General features: G+C 41.6%; 19 protein-coding genes. 17 read left to right on the forward strand and 2 right to left on the reverse strand.

The annotated features are described in order from the left end of the window. Nucleotides 1–3 precede the first annotated feature (3 nt). The 12 genes from ccoO to G4Y78_RS16885 all read left to right on the forward strand — a co-directional run bounded on the left by ccoO (nt 4) and on the right by G4Y78_RS16885 (nt 11,365). Nucleotides 4–684 carry a cytochrome-c oxidase, cbb3-type subunit II gene (gene ccoO / locus G4Y78_RS16830; RefSeq protein ID WP_163834126.1) on the forward strand — a complete coding sequence of 227 codons (681 nt, stop codon included), beginning with the start codon at nt 4–6 and terminating at the stop codon, nt 682–684. A 2-nt stretch (nt 685–686) separates the two neighbouring features. Continuing rightward, a complete protein-coding gene (locus G4Y78_RS16835; protein WP_163834127.1) occupies nt 687–872 on the forward strand; it encodes a cbb3-type cytochrome oxidase subunit 3 in 186 nt (61 codons plus the stop codon). Then, nucleotides 859–1,836, forward strand: coding sequence for a cytochrome-c oxidase, cbb3-type subunit III (ccoP, locus tag G4Y78_RS16840; protein WP_230425605.1), 978 nt, complete (start codon nt 859–861; stop codon nt 1,834–1,836). The genes G4Y78_RS16835 and ccoP overlap by 14 nt, the downstream gene beginning before the upstream one ends. A 130-nt stretch (nt 1,837–1,966) precedes the next feature. Beyond that, nucleotides 1,967–3,394, forward strand: a complete 1,428-nt coding sequence (gene ccoG, locus G4Y78_RS16845; protein WP_163834128.1) for a cytochrome c oxidase accessory protein CcoG — start codon at nt 1,967–1,969, stop codon at nt 3,392–3,394. 5 nt (nt 3,395–3,399) lie between these two features. Beyond that, on the forward strand, nt 3,400–3,981 hold the full coding sequence (locus G4Y78_RS16850; RefSeq protein WP_163834129.1) for a FixH family protein: 582 nt from the start codon (nt 3,400–3,402) through the stop codon (nt 3,979–3,981). A 17-nt stretch (nt 3,982–3,998) separates the two neighbouring features. Next, nucleotides 3,999–6,458 carry a heavy metal translocating P-type ATPase gene (locus tag G4Y78_RS16855; RefSeq protein ID WP_163834130.1) on the forward strand — a complete coding sequence of 820 codons (2,460 nt, stop codon included), beginning with the start codon at nt 3,999–4,001 and terminating at the stop codon, nt 6,456–6,458. A gap of 2 nt (nt 6,459–6,460) precedes the next feature. Further along, nucleotides 6,461–6,688: a cbb3-type cytochrome oxidase assembly protein CcoS gene (ccoS, locus tag G4Y78_RS16860; protein ID WP_163834131.1), complete on the forward strand. Its 228-nt coding sequence runs from the start codon at nt 6,461–6,463 to the stop codon at nt 6,686–6,688. Further along, nucleotides 6,685–7,389, forward strand: coding sequence for a sulfite exporter TauE/SafE family protein (locus tag G4Y78_RS16865; RefSeq protein WP_163834132.1), 705 nt, complete (start codon nt 6,685–6,687; stop codon nt 7,387–7,389). Before ccoS ends, G4Y78_RS16865 begins: the two co-directional genes overlap by 4 nt. A 152-nt stretch (nt 7,390–7,541) precedes the next feature. After that, nucleotides 7,542–8,930 (forward strand): oxygen-independent coproporphyrinogen III oxidase, encoded by a 1,389-nt coding sequence (gene hemN / locus G4Y78_RS16870; protein WP_163834133.1) that lies wholly within the window; start codon nt 7,542–7,544, stop codon nt 8,928–8,930. Between the two features lie 109 nt (nt 8,931–9,039). Next, nucleotides 9,040–9,801, forward strand: a complete 762-nt coding sequence (gene fnr / locus G4Y78_RS16875) for a fumarate/nitrate reduction transcriptional regulator Fnr (RefSeq protein ID WP_163834134.1) — start codon at nt 9,040–9,042, stop codon at nt 9,799–9,801. Nucleotides 9,802–9,922: 121 nt separating this feature from the next. Next, nucleotides 9,923–10,465, forward strand: coding sequence for an adenine phosphoribosyltransferase (locus tag G4Y78_RS16880; protein WP_163834135.1), 543 nt, complete (start codon nt 9,923–9,925; stop codon nt 10,463–10,465). A gap of 399 nt (nt 10,466–10,864) precedes the next feature. Then, nucleotides 10,865–11,365, forward strand: a complete 501-nt coding sequence (locus tag G4Y78_RS16885) for a hypothetical protein (protein WP_222937516.1) — start codon at nt 10,865–10,867, stop codon at nt 11,363–11,365. A gap of 140 nt (nt 11,366–11,505) precedes the next feature. Here the strand turns inward: G4Y78_RS16885 and G4Y78_RS16890 are convergent, their stop codons facing one another. Beyond that, nucleotides 11,506–11,835: a TraR/DksA family transcriptional regulator gene (locus G4Y78_RS16890; RefSeq protein ID WP_163834136.1), complete on the reverse strand. Its 330-nt coding sequence runs from the start codon at nt 11,833–11,835 to the stop codon at nt 11,506–11,508. A gap of 215 nt (nt 11,836–12,050) precedes the next feature. Between G4Y78_RS16890 and ttcA the strand changes: the two genes are divergently transcribed. Next, nucleotides 12,051–12,968, forward strand: a complete 918-nt coding sequence (ttcA, locus tag G4Y78_RS16895) for a tRNA 2-thiocytidine(32) synthetase TtcA (protein ID WP_222937517.1) — start codon at nt 12,051–12,053, stop codon at nt 12,966–12,968. 78 nt (nt 12,969–13,046) lie between these two features. Here ttcA and G4Y78_RS16900 read toward each other — a convergent pair whose 3' ends face one another. Then, nucleotides 13,047–13,880 (reverse strand): DUF547 domain-containing protein, encoded by an 834-nt coding sequence (locus G4Y78_RS16900; protein WP_163834138.1) that lies wholly within the window; start codon nt 13,878–13,880, stop codon nt 13,047–13,049. A gap of 429 nt (nt 13,881–14,309) precedes the next feature. On the opposite strand from G4Y78_RS16900, the gene G4Y78_RS16905 reads away from it, so the two are divergent. The 4 genes from G4Y78_RS16905 to G4Y78_RS16920 all read left to right on the forward strand — a co-directional run bounded on the left by G4Y78_RS16905 (nt 14,310) and on the right by G4Y78_RS16920 (nt 18,774). Further along, nucleotides 14,310–14,987, forward strand: coding sequence for a Yip1 family protein (locus G4Y78_RS16905; protein WP_230425606.1), 678 nt, complete (start codon nt 14,310–14,312; stop codon nt 14,985–14,987). Nucleotides 14,988–15,077: 90 nt separating this feature from the next. Further along, entirely contained in the window at nt 15,078–15,560 is a 483-nt protein-coding gene (locus G4Y78_RS16910; RefSeq protein WP_163834139.1) for a SprT family zinc-dependent metalloprotease, read from the forward strand. Between the two features lie 566 nt (nt 15,561–16,126). Next, the gene (locus G4Y78_RS16915; protein ID WP_163834140.1) at nt 16,127–17,566 is read left to right on the forward strand and encodes a lipopolysaccharide biosynthesis protein; all 1,440 of its coding nucleotides are present in this window, start codon (nt 16,127–16,129) and stop codon (nt 17,564–17,566) included. 83 nt (nt 17,567–17,649) lie between these two features. Further along, on the forward strand, nt 17,650–18,774 hold the full coding sequence (locus G4Y78_RS16920) for an acyltransferase family protein (RefSeq protein ID WP_163834141.1): 1,125 nt from the start codon (nt 17,650–17,652) through the stop codon (nt 18,772–18,774). The last annotated feature ends 116 nt before the right edge of the window (nt 18,775–18,890 follow it).

An 18,890-nucleotide genomic window follows, 5' to 3' on the forward strand; every position in this document is an offset into this window, starting at 1 on the left:
CGAATGAAAAACCATGAGATTGTAGAAAAAAACCTAGGCTTGATGCTGATCCTGACCGTAGTAGCTATAAGCTTTGGCGGTTTGGTTGAAATTGTTCCCTTATTCTTCTCTAAAGAGCTGAATACCAACTTGCTAAGTTACACTGATAGCAAAGGTAATATCCAGCAGGTTGAAATCAAACCATACAGCCCACTACGCCTAGAAGGTCGTGATATTTATATCCGTGAAGGATGTGTTGGCTGCCACTCTCAAATGATTCGCCCATTCCGAGCCGAAACTGAGCGTTATGGGCATTATTCATTAGCGGCAGAGAGCGTATATGACCACCCATTCCTGTGGGGTTCTAAGCGTACCGGTCCTGACCTGGCACGAGTAGGAGGCCGTTACTCCGATGACTGGCATCGTCAACATTTGAATAACCCTCGTGAAGTGGTGCCTGAGTCCGTCATGCCAGCTTACCCTTGGTTATATGACAACACTCTCACCGGTGAACACACAGCCGACAAGATGCGTGCTTTAAGAAAAGTGGGTGTTCCATATACCGATGAAGAAATAGCCAATGCCCAGGATGACGTCAAAGGTAAGACTGAGATGGATGCCTTAGTGGCTTATTTACAAGGGCTAGGTACTGCTATTCCTAAGGGCGTCACCGGAATAAAACCCAAACCAGTTGATGTTAACTAGTTATGGATATCAACACGTTTCGTGGCCTGGCCACAATATTTGCGATGGTAGCCTTTATTGGCATTTGTCTGTGGGCCTATAGCCACCGTCGCAAAAAAGACTTTGATGAAGCTGCAAACTTACCCTTTGCTGATGAGCCTGAAAAAAAACAAGGCAACACTCAGGAGATGAGCCGTGATCGAGATTAACCAGTATTTAAGTGACTTTTGGGAAGGCTGGATAGCTGTACTGACACTAACCTGCTTAGGGTTAATTATTATTGTGTTATTTGCTACCCGCCGCAAACATCGTACTAGCTTAACGGAAGAAACGACTGGGCATGCTTACGATGGTATCGAAGAATACGATAACCCTTTACCCAGCTGGTGGTTTAACCTATTTGTTGCCACCATCGTATTTGCTGCCCTTTATTTGATTCTTTATCCAGGGTTATGGAAAGGCGCTTGGGGCTTAATTTCATACTCTAAAGAAGATGGCTTGGAATTTAGGTCTGATCGCCTAGAATCTGGAGACTACGGCTGGACAGCTCGTGGTCAGCTAAAACACGAAGTGGCAAAAGCCGATGCCCAATATGGCAAGCTGTTTGAGGGCTATGCCGAACTATCTATCGAAGAGGTTGCAAAAATTCCTAAAGCGGTGGCCACTGGGCAACGCATTTTTGCCAGCAACTGCGCAATTTGCCATGGCTCTGATGCCAAAGGCGCTTATGGTTATCCAAATCTGACCGATAATGATTGGATTCATGGTGGTAGCCCAGACAAAATTAAAGAGACACTACTAAAAGGTAGAAATGGCCAAATGCCTGCCTGGGGTGCTTTATTAACACCTGAGCAAATCAAGCATACTGCCAGCTATGTACGAAACCTGGCTGGCTTGAAAGTATCAGCCAGTGCTGAAGAGCTTGCCGAAGGTGAAAAAGCTTTCCAAACTCAGTGTGCTGTTTGCCATGGCAATGATGGTAAAGGTAAAACCGACGTAGGTGCCCCTAATTTAACTGACGATATTTGGCTGTATGGCTCACGTCAAATTCAGATAGAATATACCTTACGTAATGGTCGCAACGGGGTAATGCCGGCTTGGGATAAAATCCTGGGGCCTGATAAGGTTCATGTTGTGGCGGCCTATATTTATAGCCTGTCCCACAAACAATAAAGCCTTTGAATGACCAGTAGTATCGAAGCTGGTCATTCCCTCTATTCTAATAATAAATTCCTACAGCCATATTTTAGGCGTTCTCTGCCATTACTAACTACAGTCTCTAACCAGTTACCGGTAATGCCTGATGAGTACCTCTCCTATAAATGAAGTCAAACCGGACAAATCCGAATTAATAGAAGTTGTTGACCTCTATCAAAAGCGTGAAAAAGTCTATACTCGCGCGTTTAAGGGTGTGTACCGCAACTTACGTATAATTGGCGGTGCTTTTTTATTTATTCTCTATTTTGGTACAGTCTGGATACCATGGGGTGATCGCCAAGCCATTTTATTTGATTTGCCCGCCCGTCAATTTCATATCTTTAGTGTTACCTTCTGGCCCCAAGATATGATACTCCTCTCCTCCTTATTAATTATTTGTGCTTTTGGCCTATTTTTTATCACTGTATTAGCTGGTCGTATCTGGTGTGGTTATACCTGTCCACAAAGTGTATTTACTTGGGTATTTATGTGGGCTGAAAAAATTACTGAGGGTGATCGCAATAAGCGGATGAAATTAGATAAAGCCGAAATGGGCATTAGTAAATTTCGCCGCAAGTTTCTTAAACATACGCTTTGGTTAATGATCTCCTTAGCCACAGGAATTACCTTTGTTGGCTATTTCACCCCCATTAATACGCTGGTGATTGATCTAGTTTCAGGGGCAGCTAACTCCTGGGCTTATTTTTGGGTCGGCTTTTTCACCTTGGCCACTTATGGCAATGCAGGCTGGTTACGGGAACAAGTTTGTATTTATATGTGTCCTTACGCGCGCTTCCAAAGTGTGATGTTTGATGAAAACACCTTAATTGTCTCCTATGACCCTAACCGGGGAGAAACCCGAGGCCCTAGAAAACGCGACAGCGACTATAAAACCAAAGGTTTGGGTGACTGTATTGACTGTCAAATGTGTGTGCAGGTTTGTCCCACGGGGATAGACATTCGCGATGGCCTGCAATATGAGTGTATTGGTTGTGCCGCTTGTATTGATGCCTGCGATAACATCATGGAAAAAATGAATTATCCCAAAGGGCTAATTCGCTATACCACTGAGAATAGTCTAGCCGGTAAAGCCACCAAAATTCTTCGACCAAGTTTATTGGGTTACTTATCTGCCCTGTTAATAATTAGTGGTTTTTTCAGCTATACCTTACTCACCCGAGTGCCTGTGACGCTGGAAATTTCCCGTGACCGCAACACCCTTTACAATGAAACTAGCCGTGGCACCATTGAAAATGTCTATATGCTGAAAATTGGCAATATGGATCAGCACGACCATCCTTTTAAAGTAACAGTGAGTGGTATTCCCGGAATAAAACTATCAGAGGAAACCAAAGTCATCGTCCCTACTGGTGAAGTCAAAATGGTACCTGTACGACTGGAGCTAAGCCCTGATAAAATCACCAGTCGCAATATGACTTTTAGCTTTAAAATAGTTTCCCAAGATAGCGAACACTTGGCTGCTACACAGGAAAGTCGTTTTATTGCACCTACCGACCCCGTTAGATTGAAGTAATTGATATGCAGACAATAGATCAGCCAGAACAACCCGAAAAACAAGCAGCTAACCCTTGGTATAAAGAGTTTTGGTTCTGGTTTATCATAGCCATTCCATTGCTTGCTATTGCTTCTGGGATTGCCATGATCACCGTTTCAATCAATGGTGCCGACACCTTAGTACGAGATAATTATTACAAAGATGGGCTGGCCATTCGTAATGACTTATCCCGTGACTATAAAGCGAAAGATTTACAATTGGCTGCCACTATCAAAGTGGATAATTTAACTGGCGATATTAGCATTCAACTAACTGGTGAATTAGCTCAATACCCTACCCAACTTAGCTTAAGTCTGGTTTCCCCAACTATCCCAGATGATGACCAGTCGCTACTTATGCAGCATATTACCAAAGGTCACTATGTTGGCCAGCTAAAACAAAAGGTAATGGGCAAGCGTTACATTCAACTAGAAACAATCCCTGCTGAGCGAGATCAATACACTGACAATGACTGGCGACTAATTTCTGAGTGGTATCTCAGTAATGAGCAAGAGTCCATTAGTTTAGGTAGCACTAAAGCCTCTGCCACAAGCGAAACTAATTAAGACGTTGGTATTTAGCTGTGTCTCAACTCACTGCCTGCTATCATTGTGGCACTTCTATCACTGGTGCCATTGAGTTTTTCGCCTCAATTAATGGTGAACAACAGCCCATGTGCTGTCCCGCCTGCGAGACAGTAGCCGAAGCTATTGATCAAGGTGGGCTGAGCCAGTATTACCAATATCGCACTAACAAAGCTGCCAAAGCTGAGGCCAACACCTCGCAATTTCAAGTCTATGATGAGCCTGCTCTGCAAGAAACCTTCGTTAAAACCCAGACTAATGGCCTAAAAACGGCTTTACTCCTACTAGAAAATATACACTGTGCTGCTTGTATCTGGTTAATAGAACACCACTTACAACAGCTCTCCGCAGTTAAGCAGGCAACAGTCAACTTTACGCAGCATCAGCTACAACTCACTTGGGATCCCAGTATTAGCTCATTAAGTGAGTTGATGTCTGCATTACAACAAATTGGCTATCCCCCTCTGCCCTATCACCCTAACCAGCAGCAAGCCTTAATGGCCAGAAAACAGCGAAAAATGATTCGTCAACTAGCAGTGGCTGGAATTGGCGCAATGCAGGTGATGATGTATGCAGTAGCGTTATATGCTGGTGCACTACAAGGCATTGCCGATCTGCACCAATGGTTTTTACGCTGGGTCAGTTTTATTGTGGCGACACCTGTAGTGTTTTATTCAGCCAAGCCCTTTTTCCAAGCCGCCTGGCGCGACCTTAACACTCGTCAGCTCAGCATGGATGTGCCCATTGCTTTGGCCATTGGTGGGGCCTATGCAGCAAGCAGTTGGGCCATGCTAACCAATAGTGGCGAAGTCTATTTTGACTCGGTATGTATGTTTACCTTCTTTCTGCTGCTAGGAAGGTTTGTTGAGTTCAGTGCCCGCCAGCGAGCTCATCTCAGTGGTTATCGGCTGAATCAACTATTGCCTGATCAAGTAACCATTATCAGCAACGGTAAAGAAGCCATTATCCCATTAACCCTGCTTAAACCAGCTGACACTCTTCTGGTCAAGCCTGGTGCAACCGTCCCAGCTGATGGAATTATTCAAGCAGGTCAAACCACGATTAACGAAGCTGCACTTACTGGCGAGTTTTTACCAGAGCCCCGTCAAATAGGTGATCAGGTGATTGCGGGTAGCATTAATGTTGATCAGCCCATTCAGGTAAAGGTCATGAATACAGGGCCTGAGACTCAGCTAGCCTGTATTGAGCAGCTGTTAACCCAAGCCCAACAGGATAAGCCCCCCATTGCCTTACTAGCCAACAAAGTCGCCCATTACTTTGTAGCAGGGGTACTGGTTATTGCCAGCTTAGTGTTTTTGAGCTGGTGGCAATTCGCCCCAGAAAATGCGCTATGGATTACTTTATCCGTGCTAGTGGTGACCTGCCCCTGCGCTTTATCATTGGCAACGCCAACTGCTTTAACGGCTGCCACCTATGCTTTGCAACAACAAGGTTTTCTAATTACCAAAGGGCATTTACTGGAAGGCCTAACCACTATCAACCATGTTGTGTTTGATAAAACCGGCACGCTCACCTCTGGGCAGTTCAGTCTTATTCAGGTAGTACCGATTGTTGATATCAGTATTGATCAAGCTACTAAACTAGCAACATCTTTAGAAACACACTCTGAACACCCAATAGCCAAAGCCTTCCCTGCTACGCCTTCTTATCAAGCTGAACATATTGAGAATACTCCTGGCCAGGGCATTAGTGGCTCAATTAATGATGCAGTTTACCGTATTGGAATTACTAGCTATGCCTGGCCGAATAGAACTATTTCACCACCAACCACAAATGGCCATTGGCTGTTATTAGCCAACACCGAACAGCCGATAGCCTGGTTTGAAGTCAGTGATAGTTTGCGTGTAGATGCCACCGACACAGTAGCAGCTTTACTGCAACAAGGGTTCAAGCTGTCGTTACTAACGGGGGATCGCTCTGTCCAAGCAGCCAATACAGCTCAAGCATTAGGCATTCAAAACCTTCAGCAAGGAGCCTCTCCGGAAGATAAACTGGCTTATATTAAGGTATTGCAAAGTCAAGGTGATAAGGTATTAATGGTAGGAGATGGGGTAAACGATGCTCCTGTGCTTGCTACGGCGGATGTTTCTATTGCCATGGGCTCAGCAACTGATTTAGCGAAAACCTCTGCCGATGGGGTTTTACTCAATGGTAAACTTGCCACGTTACTACTTGCCTTCACTAAGGCACAGAAAACCCAGCAAATTATTCGTGGCAATTTAATCTGGGCACTTACTTATAATTTAGTGGCACTACCTTTAGCGGCTCTAGGGTTGATCCCACCCTGGGCGGCAGCTATAGGGATGACCAGTAGTTCGTTAGTTGTGGTGCTGAATGCTTTAAGGTTAAATACGAAACTGACTACACCATCCCCCAAAATCGCTCCCCAAGTAACCTGGAATAGTCAGCACTCCCACAAAACCAAAGCAGGCATGTGATTATGGAATCAATTTATTTACTTATTCCCATTGCCTTATTGTTTGTTGCCATCGGCGTGTGGATTTTTTTCTGGGCAGTGGATAGTGGCCAGTTTGACGACTTAGAAAGCCCAGCCCACAGTATTTTGTTTGATGATGAACCTCGCTCTAACCCTCAACAACAAGAGGACAATCAGCCCTCATCAGAAAATAGCAAACAGCCCACGTCTGATTCTGATAAGCAGCAATGAGTATTGAGTTAACCCAACTAACCAGCGCTTTTCTACTGGGCTTACTGGGTGGAGCCCACTGTTTAGGCATGTGTGGAGGGATTATGGCAGCGATAAGCCTCCACTTACCAGAACAGAAAAAACTACCGGTGCTACTGAGTTATAACACTGGGCGTATCACCAGCTATACCTTAGCAGGCATGTTAGTGGGCAGTTTAGGTTGGTCTATTCAACAGCTTGGCCCTACTGCCAATCAAGGGCTCCGATGGATAGCTGGAATTTTATTGATTTTAATGGCCTGCTATATCGCTAACTGGTGGAAAGCACTGACCTGGATAGAGAAGGCGGGACAGCACCTATGGCGACACATTCAGCCGTTAACCAAACCCTTTTTACCTGCATCTACTGTTAAACAAGGGTTTTGTTTAGGCATTTTATGGGGTTGGCTACCCTGTGGCTTAATTTACAGTGCCCTCACCTGGTCAGCGGCCAGTGGCAATACCCTAAATGGCGGGTTGCTGATGTTGGGGTTTGGCTTAGGCACTCTCCCCACGGTTCTCGCTACAGGCTTTTTTGCTGATGTATTAAAGCAGTTTATTGCTCACCATCTCACCCGCACCATTGCGGCAATTATTATGATTGGCTTTGGGTTATGGACCATTCCTGGCCCCCACCAAACGCTGTTAATGCCAAGCCATGAGAGTCATGCCCATCATCATTAAATACTGAAAGCAAAAGCTAGTAGATATTGGGTAATAGTGAATTATATTGAGCCCTATACCTGCTATTCAGACAGGCCTTTGACCCACGTCAATTCTTTTCAGCCCTACCACTTTACACTGTTAATCTGCATCAACAGAAACAGGTCAAATTTATGTTAGGACCTCTTAAGTGGCAGTCCTCGCTCATCGAGCGATACAATCAGCAAGGCCCACGTTATACCTCATACCCAACAGCCGTCGAGTTTTCAGAGGCGTTTGCCCCTGAACACTATTTACAGGCACTTGCTAAAATTAAGCAGCAACAAACACCACTTTCGCTTTATGTTCATGTCCCCTTTTGCGCCAGTGTTTGTTATTACTGTGGCTGCAATAAAATAATTACCAAAAACCGGCAAAAAGCCCTGCCCTACTTAGCTGCTATAGAAAAAGAAATTCAATTAGTTTCTAAACAGCTGGGCTGTAAGCCCATTGTTGAGCAACTCCACTGGGGCGGTGGTACCCCCACCTTCTTAACACACGAACAAACCATTCAACTCTTTAAATTACTGGAACAGCACTTTCAGCTAGCAGATGATTTTGATGGGGATTATTCAATTGAAATTGATCCAAGAGAAGCGGACTGGCCAACCATGGGACTGCTCCGCTCACTAGGATTTAATAGAATTAGTTTGGGTATTCAGGACTTTAACCCAACAGTACAAAAAGCCGTTAACCGATTACAGTCTGAAGCAGAAACCGAAGCTATTTTTGAAGCAGCTCGAGCCTTAATGTTTAAGTCCATTAATGTGGATTTAATTTATGGCCTACCTTTCCAAACTACTAAGAGTTTTCTCGAAACACTGGATAAAGTGGTTCAACTCGCCCCTGACCGGCTGTCAATATTTAATTACGCCCATTTGCCTCACCGTTTTAAACCACAACGACGGATTAAAGCTGAAAATTTACCTTCAGCTAAAGAAAAGCTCAGTATTTTGCAGCACACTATTGAGCACTTACAGGCAGCTGGTTATCACTACATTGGTATGGATCATTTTGCACTACCTGACGACAAGCTGGCTATTGCCCAAAATAAAGGCGAGTTACATCGTAATTTCCAAGGCTACACCACCCATGGCCACTGCAGCTTAATTGGGCTGGGGGTATCCTCCATTAGTCAGCTAGGAGATAATTACTGTCAGAACCATACATCAGTAGAAGACTATATCCAGTCGCTGGAAAAACATAACCAGTTGCCTATTAAGCGTGGAATCCAATTAAACCAGGATGATTTACTCAGACGGTCAATTATTCAACAGTTAATCTGCCACTTTCATGTTGACTTGGCTAAATATTGTCAGCCATTAAATATTAATTGGCATAGTTATTTTCAAGATGAACTAACTCAGTTACACCCCATGGCAAGCGATGGTTTGGTCACTATTGATGATAGCAAGATTACTATCACTGATAGCGGCAGATTGTTAGTGAGAAATATTTGCATGGTTTTTGATAGCTACTTAGCCAAGAACCAACCAAGCAACTTATTTTCTAAAGTGATTTAGTTGCATCAATAATTAGCTTGTCGCTAACAGGGTGCGCCCCTACAATAAATCAAAATGTATCCGTTAGCATGGAATACCCACTTCTAGCGTTTGAGGCCTCAGCATAACAATGATTGCAAAAGTAAAACCCATTAACCAAGTCGCCTGCAAAGATTGTATACTCAGCACTCTTTGCCTGCCTATTGCGTTAAAAATAGAAGATATTGATACGCTGGATAGCATTATCAAACGAGGCAAACCATTACGCAAAGGTGAACACTTATTTTTCCAGGGTGACTCTTTTCACTCAATTTATGCTGTCCGCTCTGGAGCCCTAAAAACTTACACCACCACTGATGATGGTATTGAACAAATTACCGGCTTTCAGTTACCCAGTGAGCTGGTTGGTCTTAGTGGTCTTGATGATGAGCACTACCCAGTGTCAGCCCAAGCAGTGGAAACCACTATGGTTTGTGAGATTCCCTTCGAGAAGCTGGATGAGCTAGCCAGTACCCTACCTGAGCTACGACGTAAATTAATGCAAATTATGAGTAAGGAAATTCGGGAAGATCAGCAAATGATGTTATTGCTCAGCAAAAAGACTGCTGACGAACGCATTGCAACATTCCTACTCAACTTAGCAGCTCGCTTCCGTCGACGCGGTTTTTCCTCACAAGCCTTTAGACTCCCTATGTCTCGCAATGAAATGGGTAATTATCTAGGCCTAGCAGTTGAAACTGTCAGCCGGGTCTTCACGCGTTTCCAAAAAAATGGCTTAATCGATGCGAATGGTAAGGAAATTCAAATTAAGGACTCCATGGCTATCTGCTCCTTAGCCGGAGGTAAGTCTGTTGATCAACCCAATGGAACCAATGACTCACTAGTAGGTTAATTTCATCAGCACACTAAGGCTTCCGCGAAAAGTTATCAGGTGATCAGTTAAATATCCTATACTGCCAATTTGCGGCAGCCTGCAAGGGCAGCGTCGATACACCATCATATGGAAAACAACAATGATTTTTGATGAGTACTATATCAAGTCACTGATCCGCAATATTACTGACTGGCCTACCCCAGGTGTTGTATTTCGCGATATTACCCCATTGTATCAGTCTCCCAAAGCACAGCGGATGGTAGTTGATAGCTTTATTCAACGCTATGTTGATGCTGAAATTACTCATATTGGCGCCATGGAAGCACGAGGCTTTTTACTGGGTTCTGTTATTGCCTATGAATTAAACAAGCCTTTGGTGCTATTTCGAAAACAAGGCAAGCTTCCAACCAAAACCATCGCTGAAGAATATGACATTGAATATGGCAAAGCAGTTTTGGAAGTTCAAGAAGATGCTTTTGGCAATGATGCCAGCATCCTCTTAGTTGATGATTTGATTGCCACCGGGGGTACCCTGCTTGCCGCCGCCGCCTTAACCCGTCGATTGGGAGGGAGTGTCTACGAAGCAGCTGCTATTGTTGACTTACCTGACTTAGGAGGCAGTCAAAAGCTTCAAGACTCTGATATTCCTATCTATACACTTTGTGCTTTTGCTAAAGATTAACCGTTTACCCAGTGCCCTTCTTTGCTTATTAACTGGGTGCTGGGTTATTTCTAAATGTCCTTCTTCGCCATTTAAATGACATTAGTGTCAGCTATTTGATCAAATTGCAAGTTGATTTACTGCACAGGCCTTTATTTCATTATTATATCTGTATTAAGACAGGCAATAATAACCGCTACTTTTGCAACAAATCAGTTTCAAAAAAAACGGATTTTTAGCTTCTTTTCTTGTAAAGCAAACCAATAACTTGAATATTTCAGTCTAAACTAACCGTAGAATATAAAATAAACCTGCTTTTTAAAATGAATATAATGATGCAAGCAGGTTGAGTAGGCCCATTCTGGTCAAAAAAATGCATCAAAGACTAATAGGAATAAATGTAGGGAAAATGAGAGTTGAGTGATGGGCATTTGTGCAGAAGAACTTAGACATTATGTAGTTCAACCAACGTTAAGGCAGTTACAAGTCAAACATTGTTTAGCCGAAAATTTGCTAATGGGGACAGCCGCTCAAGAAAGTGGGCTAGGATTCTACCTAAGACCAAAAACATACCACTCTTATGGTATTTATTGTATTACCCCACTCATGCATAAAAATATTTGGGATAAGTATTTGGTTACCCAACCTGAACTAGCAAGCCAAGTAAGAGGCCTCGCAAGCCAGCATGAATTTTTAGAAAATCCTCATCAAGAACTAGCAACAAATCTCAGTTATGCGACTGCCATAGCATGGATGGTTTATCAACGAGTGCCCAATTTTCCAACAAAAGGCGACCCGTCCAATTTAGGATTATTAGCAAAATGTTGGCGCCGTTACTATCACGGCAAGCCCCGGGCATCAATGGATGATTTCATCCAAAATTATCATCAGTATATACTTGGTACTCCACAAGCCGCCTGAAAATTTACCACAGCAACTGTTGAATTTTTTTATAGTTACTAACAGGCAAAGGCAACTTGTTTATTTATCACATTTTATTCTAAAAACCAGATTAACTGCTTACTAGCGTATAATAGCTCTTGACTCAGTAATTGGCTGGGTTAGTTAGACAATTGTTCTGCACACTGAATACACAAGTCTGTATAGGGCATCACTTTTAGTCGAGCGGGTGCGATCTCTTGACCACACTGGCTACAGAATAAATATTCTTCACTATCAATACGCACCAATGCGCGCTGAACTTTCATCAACTCAGACAAGGTTTCATTCCCCAGAGCATCAACTACCTCATCATTTTCGCGCTCTTGTGCCTGCTCTGACCAATCTCTACTGGTTGGCTTGACTGCATCACGTTTCAACCGAGATAGTCGCTGTTCCAACTCCACTTGCTTTGCCTGTAACTGGCGTTTAATGTCTTCATATAAAGTCATGCAGTGCCTCATCACTTAAGCATTGTTAAAAGGCGTTATTGTTTTAATGGTCTACATCTCTATCTAACTATAGCGTTTTCTAACGCCCCTATTGTTTGGGCAAGCAATATCGGTAAAAAGTTTGCTTACCCTTCCCTTATCGACATACTTTATTCTCATTAACCCTATGCTCAGGTATAATCAGCCCCCCATTACTGAGTGCCTTTAGCAGTACAATGTCTATGCAAAACCCAAAATCTGACAGACTCACCCTCAACAAGCTACAAAAGCGATTACGTCGAGAAGTAGGCCGGGCCATTGCTGACTTCAATATGATTGAAGACGGTGACAAAGTAATGTGCTGCTTGTCAGGTGGTAAGGATAGCTATACGTTGCTGGATATCTTACTCAACCTGCAGCAACATGCGCCCATCAGCTTTTCCATTATTGCAGTCAATCTTGACCAAAAGCAGCCAGGCTTTCCTGAAGATGTACTGCCGAATTATTTGAGTACGCTCAATATCGACTACTTAATTGTTGAGGAAGACACCTATAGTATTGTCAAAGAAAAGGTACCTGAAGGAAAAACCACCTGTGCATTATGCTCAAGGTTAAGGCGCGGCATTTTATATAGTACTGCTAAAAAACTGGGTGCTACTAAGATCGCCCTGGGTCATCATCGCGATGACATGATTGAGACCCTATTATTAAACATGTTTTATGGCGGAAAGATGAAAGCTATGCCAGCCAAGCTGGTTTCTGATGATGGTCAGCATATGGTCATTCGCCCCTTGGCTTACAGCCGCGAAAAAAACATTGCTAAATATGCCAATTTGAAAAACTTTCCGATTATTCCCTGCAACCTGTGTGGCTCTCAAGAAAACCTACAACGTAAACAGATCAAGGCTATGTTAAACCAGTGGGACCGTCAGTTCCCTGGCCGCATTGAGAGTATGTTTCGTGCCATGCAAAATATTGTACCTTCACATATGGTTGATACAGGACTATTTGACTTTCAATCACTGGCAACCCAGGACCAGCCGTTTGTAGATGGTGATCAGGCCTTTGACCCACCAAACATTGATTATCAAGCAAATATTCCAAGCGAAAACATGGAAGAAGATGCAGCTATTGTAAAGCTTATTTCTCTGTAACTAGTTCGTTTCAAGCATAACAAACAGCTTACTCAGGCTGGCATGTATCATTTGACCAGCCTGGCCTAACGCTGTTTTTTAATTCACCTTGTTTAAGTTCCAATCATATTGATAGCTTATATTACCTTGATATTGCGCTAACTGTTGATGCAGTGCAGGTTTGGCATATTGTTGTAAGTGCTTTATCACAGCAGCTTCATTAGCCCCGAAGTCTACCTGGTACCAATCATATATTTTCGACAGAATAAGCTCGCCTTTAGTAAAGGAAACTCCTTTGGTTTGATTAATAAACCGTTTCGCAGCTGCTTTTAACACCTGTTGTTGATTGGCTGCAGTTAAAGCTTGACTAGCCAAATCAGGGCAACCAAAGCTGGCACAATTCACTACATAATGAATCCGAGGGTCTTGCCAAATAGGTCTGAGAATACGGTGTTCGATATCATTCAATGTAACTGCTTGTCCTGCAATCTGAATAATCTCATCATCCCAAGGTCCAAAACTGAAAAGCCCTTTACCCAATTTTTTAATTGAGCTAACAGGATAGTTATTCAACACCAACTGTACAGTTAGTGCATTATATAAGTTAACCCAGTAAGCAAATTGTTGCTGTTTATTGTAATCACGTGGGTCAATACCACTTAGCTGTTTAATATAGTTATTCAACTGTTGTTTATGGGTGGCCGTCACTTTTTCATAATTAATTAAATGCCCCTTTGAACTTGTCACTAAATAGCGATCTAACAGCTGCTGCCATGGTTGATGGTTGATCTCAGCCCTATTCTGCTCATTACTGGTTTGCCAAAAACCCCACAAATCAGCTTTTGGCGCAGCATAAGTATAGGGAGCTTGATAAGCTATCAATATGCATATTCCCCACAATAAAGGCAACACCCAACGTTTAATGACTAACATTTAACAACCTCCTAGCAGGCTTTCTTACTCTTTAAGTAAAGGAAAGGGGAAACAGTGAATTTTCTTTCAATTTCACACTAAAGAGATGTTTCCTTCATAACTGGCAGTCATATAAAAAGGGAAAAAGCTTAATAATTTTTAAAAATGCTATTCTTAAGTCCTGAAAAATATAATAAAGCCAGTGACCCGCCAAGTTGATTTATTTATACTGAGCCTGTTAACTGGATTTAACATAAGTCAATTAAAGCAATAAAAACTAATAAAAAATAAACTAACAATAACAAGGTACGAAAAGTAGCAATTTCCAATAATTCCATAGTAGCAGCTAAGTATTCATGTATTGAAAGAACTGACCACTTAGGTGAGATGCCTTTAGCAGCTGAATTAACGCGAAATAAACTACTTTTCACCCGTCAAACAAGTGAACATATGCAGCAACCAGTTACAGGCTCTGCTAAATGCACACTTTATATGACGATTAAAGCCAAGGAGGTAACACAAGTGCTGTTAAACCACATTTGGGGTCTATTTACGATGCCCCAACAAGAATGGCAGCTGATCCGCAGTGAGTCCAGCTCTGTCAGTAAAGTCTATCTTACTCATGTTTTGTTACTTGCAGCTATCCCTGCTATATGCGGCTATATTGGCTTTACCCAAGTGGGATGGTCAGTTGGTAATGACAAGCTTGTCAAACTGACAGAATCCAATGCCGCTGGGATGGCCTTGTTAAGCTACTGTGCTATGTTGGCAGGTATCTTTGTGATGGGCTGCTTTATTCAGTGGATGGCAAAAACCTATAACGCTAGCACTAGTTTAAGTCAAACTATTGTCTTTGCTGCTTATACTGCCACTCCCTTATTCTTCACTGGCCTGGGTGCCCTGTTACCAAACGTATGGCTAAATATGTTACTTGCTATCGCAGGCGCCAGTTATGCAACTTACCTTCTCTATACCGGTATTCCTGTAATGATGCAGGTACCTAAAGAAGTTGGCTTTTTATTTGCCAGTAGTGTGCTGTGTGTTGGCTTAGTGGTATTAGTCTCTATTATCACCATTACAGTGCTGGTTTGGGGAATTGGCATTGGACCATCACAGGTTGTGTTTTAGCTTTCCTACACTTACTGCAACTTGGCAGTCATTAGTCAACAGTCTACAATTGCCGGGTAATCTATTCGGCAATTGTTGTGCTAGTTGAAAATGCTTGAAGATGCAGTAATTAAACGAGTCAGAGTATTAATCTGCCTAGCTGAAACACGTTTTGGTAGAATGTTTCAAATGCCCACTATTCGTTTTGACTTGAAAGGCACCTGTGCCGGCACTGCCGACTGGCTCAATAATGAAGTAAGATTCAACCCACTATTTTTAACCCACCATCAACAACACTTTATTACCCATACTGTCGCCCATGAAGTGGCTCACTTGGTCGCTCCCCTCATCTATGGCAGTCATATTAAGCCCCATGGTGAAGAATGGCAGTTTGTAATGGAGGAAGTCTTTTGCTGTCCAGCAGAGCGTTGTCATCAATATGACCTATCCACTGTCAACAATCAACGTCCTTATCACTGCCAATGTGCTCAACCTGTTTGGCTTGGGCCTATACAACATAAACGAGCCCAACAAGGTGCTCGTTATATTTGTAAACAATGTCGACAACCACTTGAAGCAGCCGCCAGTGTTTGAATAAGTCGAATTAAATTACACTTAACCAAGCTTTTTAGTCCCAGCAATTATCCTCATTCCTACTTTTTCTTGTGTGCCCCTATAAATAGGGTTAATTATACGCTAGATAAAAGTCAGTAGATAAATTTCAGTCAGCACGCCAGCAATTTCGCATATTATTTTAGGCCTATTCCCTAATAATTGAGGCTAGTAGTTAACAAAACTCCATTTAAGAAAGCTTCATAACTGAAGGAATTCTTTACAATTATTTATTACTGGTTATAACAATGGAATATTCATGGTGTATTGATTTATAAGGTTAGACTTAGTAGAGTAACGCTCGGTAGTAACCATAACCGTCGAATGGGGTAAAACGCCAACTTATACGCTCCCGTGTCCAATTATTGGTTTTTTGATGAAAGCAATTGGTATTAACGGACTGCACAAAACTGGCAATTAGGAAGCATCGGAAAGCCAAACCGAGATATAATTCAACTTTTATCTTGATAAGTGACCCACTTATTGCAGCACACTATTGGAAAGTCAAATAAAAATCGAATGATCTGATTCTTGTTTGTAGTCATCTTATGGAAAAAACGTTTATTCAAAAAGCAAAAACAGCATTATTCTGGACTGCAACCGCAAGATTCGGAGCACAGCTATTTTCTTGGGCATCAACCTTTTTAGTTATCCGGTATATCAACCCAACCGCTTACGGTATCATTAGTCTAGCAGAAATCTCTTTTTCTCTGTTTGTTCTAATTAGCAGCACAGGGCTAGCTGAAAGCCTTATTCAGGCAAAAGAACTATCAAAAAATCAAATTCGTAATCTGTTAGGATTTTATATCGTTGCCTGTGCAGCAATTTTTTTAGTCCACCTTGCCATCGCTCGACCACTAGCAGAATACTTTTCTGAACCAGCACTTTTTCAAGTACTTATCGTTTTATCCTTTACATTTTTGCTCATACCCTGGATTGCCTTACCATCAGCCTTACTATCGAGAGAAATGGATTTTAAAAAGAAGTCCATTGCCGATTTAATCGCATCAGTGCTATCAGCAATTATTGCCCTGACCCTAGCTATTAATAACTTCCAACATTGGGCACTAGTAGCTTCTATGATTTTTATGTTTGTTTACCAGTCAATAAGCTATTGTATAGTTGCAAAGTTTTTTATAGTGCCCAGCTTCAAATTTTCTGAAATAAAACATTTTCTAGCTTTTGGCGGCATTATCACTCTAACCTCAGTCATTTGGTCACTTTACACTAAAGTTGACATCCTGATTGCGGGTCGATTTTTAACAACTGAGCAAATTGGCATATTTGCTGTAGCTGCCAGCCTTTCAATGCTACCCATGACCAAGCTGATTCCGATTATCGGCCAGGTCGCATTCCCTTTTTACTCCAAAAAACAACAAAATCCAGATGAGATTAAATACTATTTTTTAAAAAGCCAACGTTTAGGGGGGATTATCTCTTTTCCTATTTTCTTTGGGATGGCCGCTACTGGGTTTTATGCATTACCCCTTATTCTAGGAGATCACTGGACAGACTCAGCTATTCCCTTCACTCTGCTTTGTCTGGTAGTACCGCTGAGATTCTCACTGAACCTCTTCTCTCCGGCAACTAAAGGCATTGGCAAGCCAAAAGTGAATCTGGCTAATACACTCATTATGATAACAAGCTTAGCCATAACCATCCTTCTATTTGTTGAGCAAGGCGTTATAGGCTTAGTATTAGCCTGGATAGTGGTAACACCAATCCAATTTTTGCTGTGCACTAATATTTCATGTAAAGCCCTCAACATTCGGTTTAGCGAGTTTTTACAGAACTTATTTCCAGGTTTTTTATCCAGCACTCTGATGGCCTCTGTGGTTGCATTATTGTATTTCAAAACAGTGGGAACACTGTCCGATTTACAGATATTTTTACTTGCTATAGTCACTGGCATGTTGACTTATTCAGCATTATTATTGCTATTTTTTAAAGGAATAATCAGGGAACTACTGTCTTTTATAAAAAACTAACTAAGTCTGTTATTTGAATTAGTTAAAAGTAGCAGTGAATCGTTAGTGTTAATGCAACTACAGTAGTGAAAAAGAATTCAAATATGAATAAAGCACTTTCTACTTATCTTGATCTATGCCGGTTTTTGGCTGCATTAATTGTCTTACTAGCCCATATTGCAATGTGGGGTTTAGTTTCTCCAGAAATAGGCCAGTACCTTCCAGAATCAGGTAGGGATGCTGTTGTATTATTTTTTATTCTTTCTGGCTTTGTTATCACCTATACAGTTAACCAAAAACAATCCTCTGTTAAACAGTATTTAATTGACAGAGCAACTCGGATTTACTCAGTAGCAATCCCCGTATTACTATTAACAGTCATCATTGATCTCATTGGTCTACAGTTCAACCCTGATAAATACCAAGGTCTTTATCAATATCAAAAGCTTTATATTTATATACCTTTACATTTTGGCTTTTTCGGCGAAATCTGGACTATTTCTGAACAACCTTTCACCGTCATCCCCTATTGGTCCTTAGGTTATGAAGTTTGGTATTACATCCTATTTGTTCCTTTATATTTCTTCACTGGTTGGAAAAGAGTAGGCTTTTTCACCATTTTATTCCTTTTTGTAGGCTATAAATTATGGTTACTTTACCCTATCTGGCTACTTGGAGTATGGTTGTTTAAAAATATTCATCGTTGGAAGCTAAGTTACCTGCAGTCTGCGATATTATTCTGGTCACCAATTTTTATTTACTTTATATATAAAACTTTGCTATGGGATAAATATCTATTCAGTTTAGCAGATCAAATTTGGGTCTTTGAACAATTACCCCTGGGAAGTGCCAGAAAATTTATTTCCGACTATTTTGTTGCTGTTTTAGCAGTTATTCATTTATATGCAGCCAAGCATTATATAATATCAATTAGAGAGGATATCACTAAAGTAATTCGCTACCTTGCATCTTTCACTTTTACCTTATATCTTGTTCATGCACCAACCATTAAAACACTAGAGTACCACTTCAACTATAACAAAAATTCTTTAGTTTCATTTGTTTTTATCATTTCACTAGTCGCAATAGTCACTTTCATTATAGGAAGCATGACCGAGCGCAAAAAATATTTATATAAACCTATGATTACCGTTATTTTTCACATATTAGATAATTGGGCAAAAAAAATCATACGAAAGGATAGTACAAAAAATAAGTTTCCTGTCTGACCTCATAGTTAAAATAACCTTAGTGCGAAGCTTTTTAAGCAAAACCACCTAGTGCTGAAACGCTATAAGTTTGTAATTAATAAGTTATTGAGATAAAAAGTCATGGTTATGAAACC

Source organism: Spartinivicinus ruber, from assembly GCF_011009015.1.
Classification (GTDB): domain Bacteria; phylum Pseudomonadota; class Gammaproteobacteria; order Pseudomonadales; family Zooshikellaceae; genus Spartinivicinus; species Spartinivicinus ruber.

Bases quoted from the DNA above. Each gene is read 5' to 3' on its own strand.
- ccoO (WP_163834126.1), top strand. From the start codon at position 4: ATGAAAAACCATGAGATTGTAGAAAAAAACCTAGGCTTGATGCTGATC.
- G4Y78_RS16835 (WP_163834127.1), top strand. From the start codon at position 687: ATGGATATCAACACGTTTCGTGGCCTGGCCACAATATTTGCGATGGTA.
- ccoG (WP_163834128.1), top strand. From the start codon at position 1,967: ATGAGTACCTCTCCTATAAATGAAGTCAAACCGGACAAATCCGAATTA.
- G4Y78_RS16850 (WP_163834129.1), top strand. From the start codon at position 3,400: ATGCAGACAATAGATCAGCCAGAACAACCCGAAAAACAAGCAGCTAAC.
- ccoS (WP_163834131.1), top strand. From the start codon at position 6,461: ATGGAATCAATTTATTTACTTATTCCCATTGCCTTATTGTTTGTTGCC.
- G4Y78_RS16865 (WP_163834132.1), top strand. From the start codon at position 6,685: ATGAGTATTGAGTTAACCCAACTAACCAGCGCTTTTCTACTGGGCTTA.
- hemN (WP_163834133.1), top strand. From the start codon at position 7,542: ATGTTAGGACCTCTTAAGTGGCAGTCCTCGCTCATCGAGCGATACAAT.
- fnr (WP_163834134.1), top strand. From the start codon at position 9,040: ATGATTGCAAAAGTAAAACCCATTAACCAAGTCGCCTGCAAAGATTGT.
- G4Y78_RS16880 (WP_163834135.1), top strand. From the start codon at position 9,923: ATGATTTTTGATGAGTACTATATCAAGTCACTGATCCGCAATATTACT.
- G4Y78_RS16890 (WP_163834136.1), bottom strand. From the start codon at position 11,835: ATGACTTTATATGAAGACATTAAACGCCAGTTACAGGCAAAGCAAGTG.
- ttcA (WP_222937517.1), top strand. From the start codon at position 12,051: ATGTCTATGCAAAACCCAAAATCTGACAGACTCACCCTCAACAAGCTA.
- G4Y78_RS16900 (WP_163834138.1), bottom strand. From the start codon at position 13,880: ATGTTAGTCATTAAACGTTGGGTGTTGCCTTTATTGTGGGGAATATGC.
- G4Y78_RS16905 (WP_230425606.1), top strand. From the start codon at position 14,310: ATGCAGCAACCAGTTACAGGCTCTGCTAAATGCACACTTTATATGACG.
- G4Y78_RS16910 (WP_163834139.1), top strand. From the start codon at position 15,078: ATGCTTGAAGATGCAGTAATTAAACGAGTCAGAGTATTAATCTGCCTA.
- G4Y78_RS16915 (WP_163834140.1), top strand. From the start codon at position 16,127: ATGGAAAAAACGTTTATTCAAAAAGCAAAAACAGCATTATTCTGGACT.
- G4Y78_RS16920 (WP_163834141.1), top strand. From the start codon at position 17,650: ATGAATAAAGCACTTTCTACTTATCTTGATCTATGCCGGTTTTTGGCT.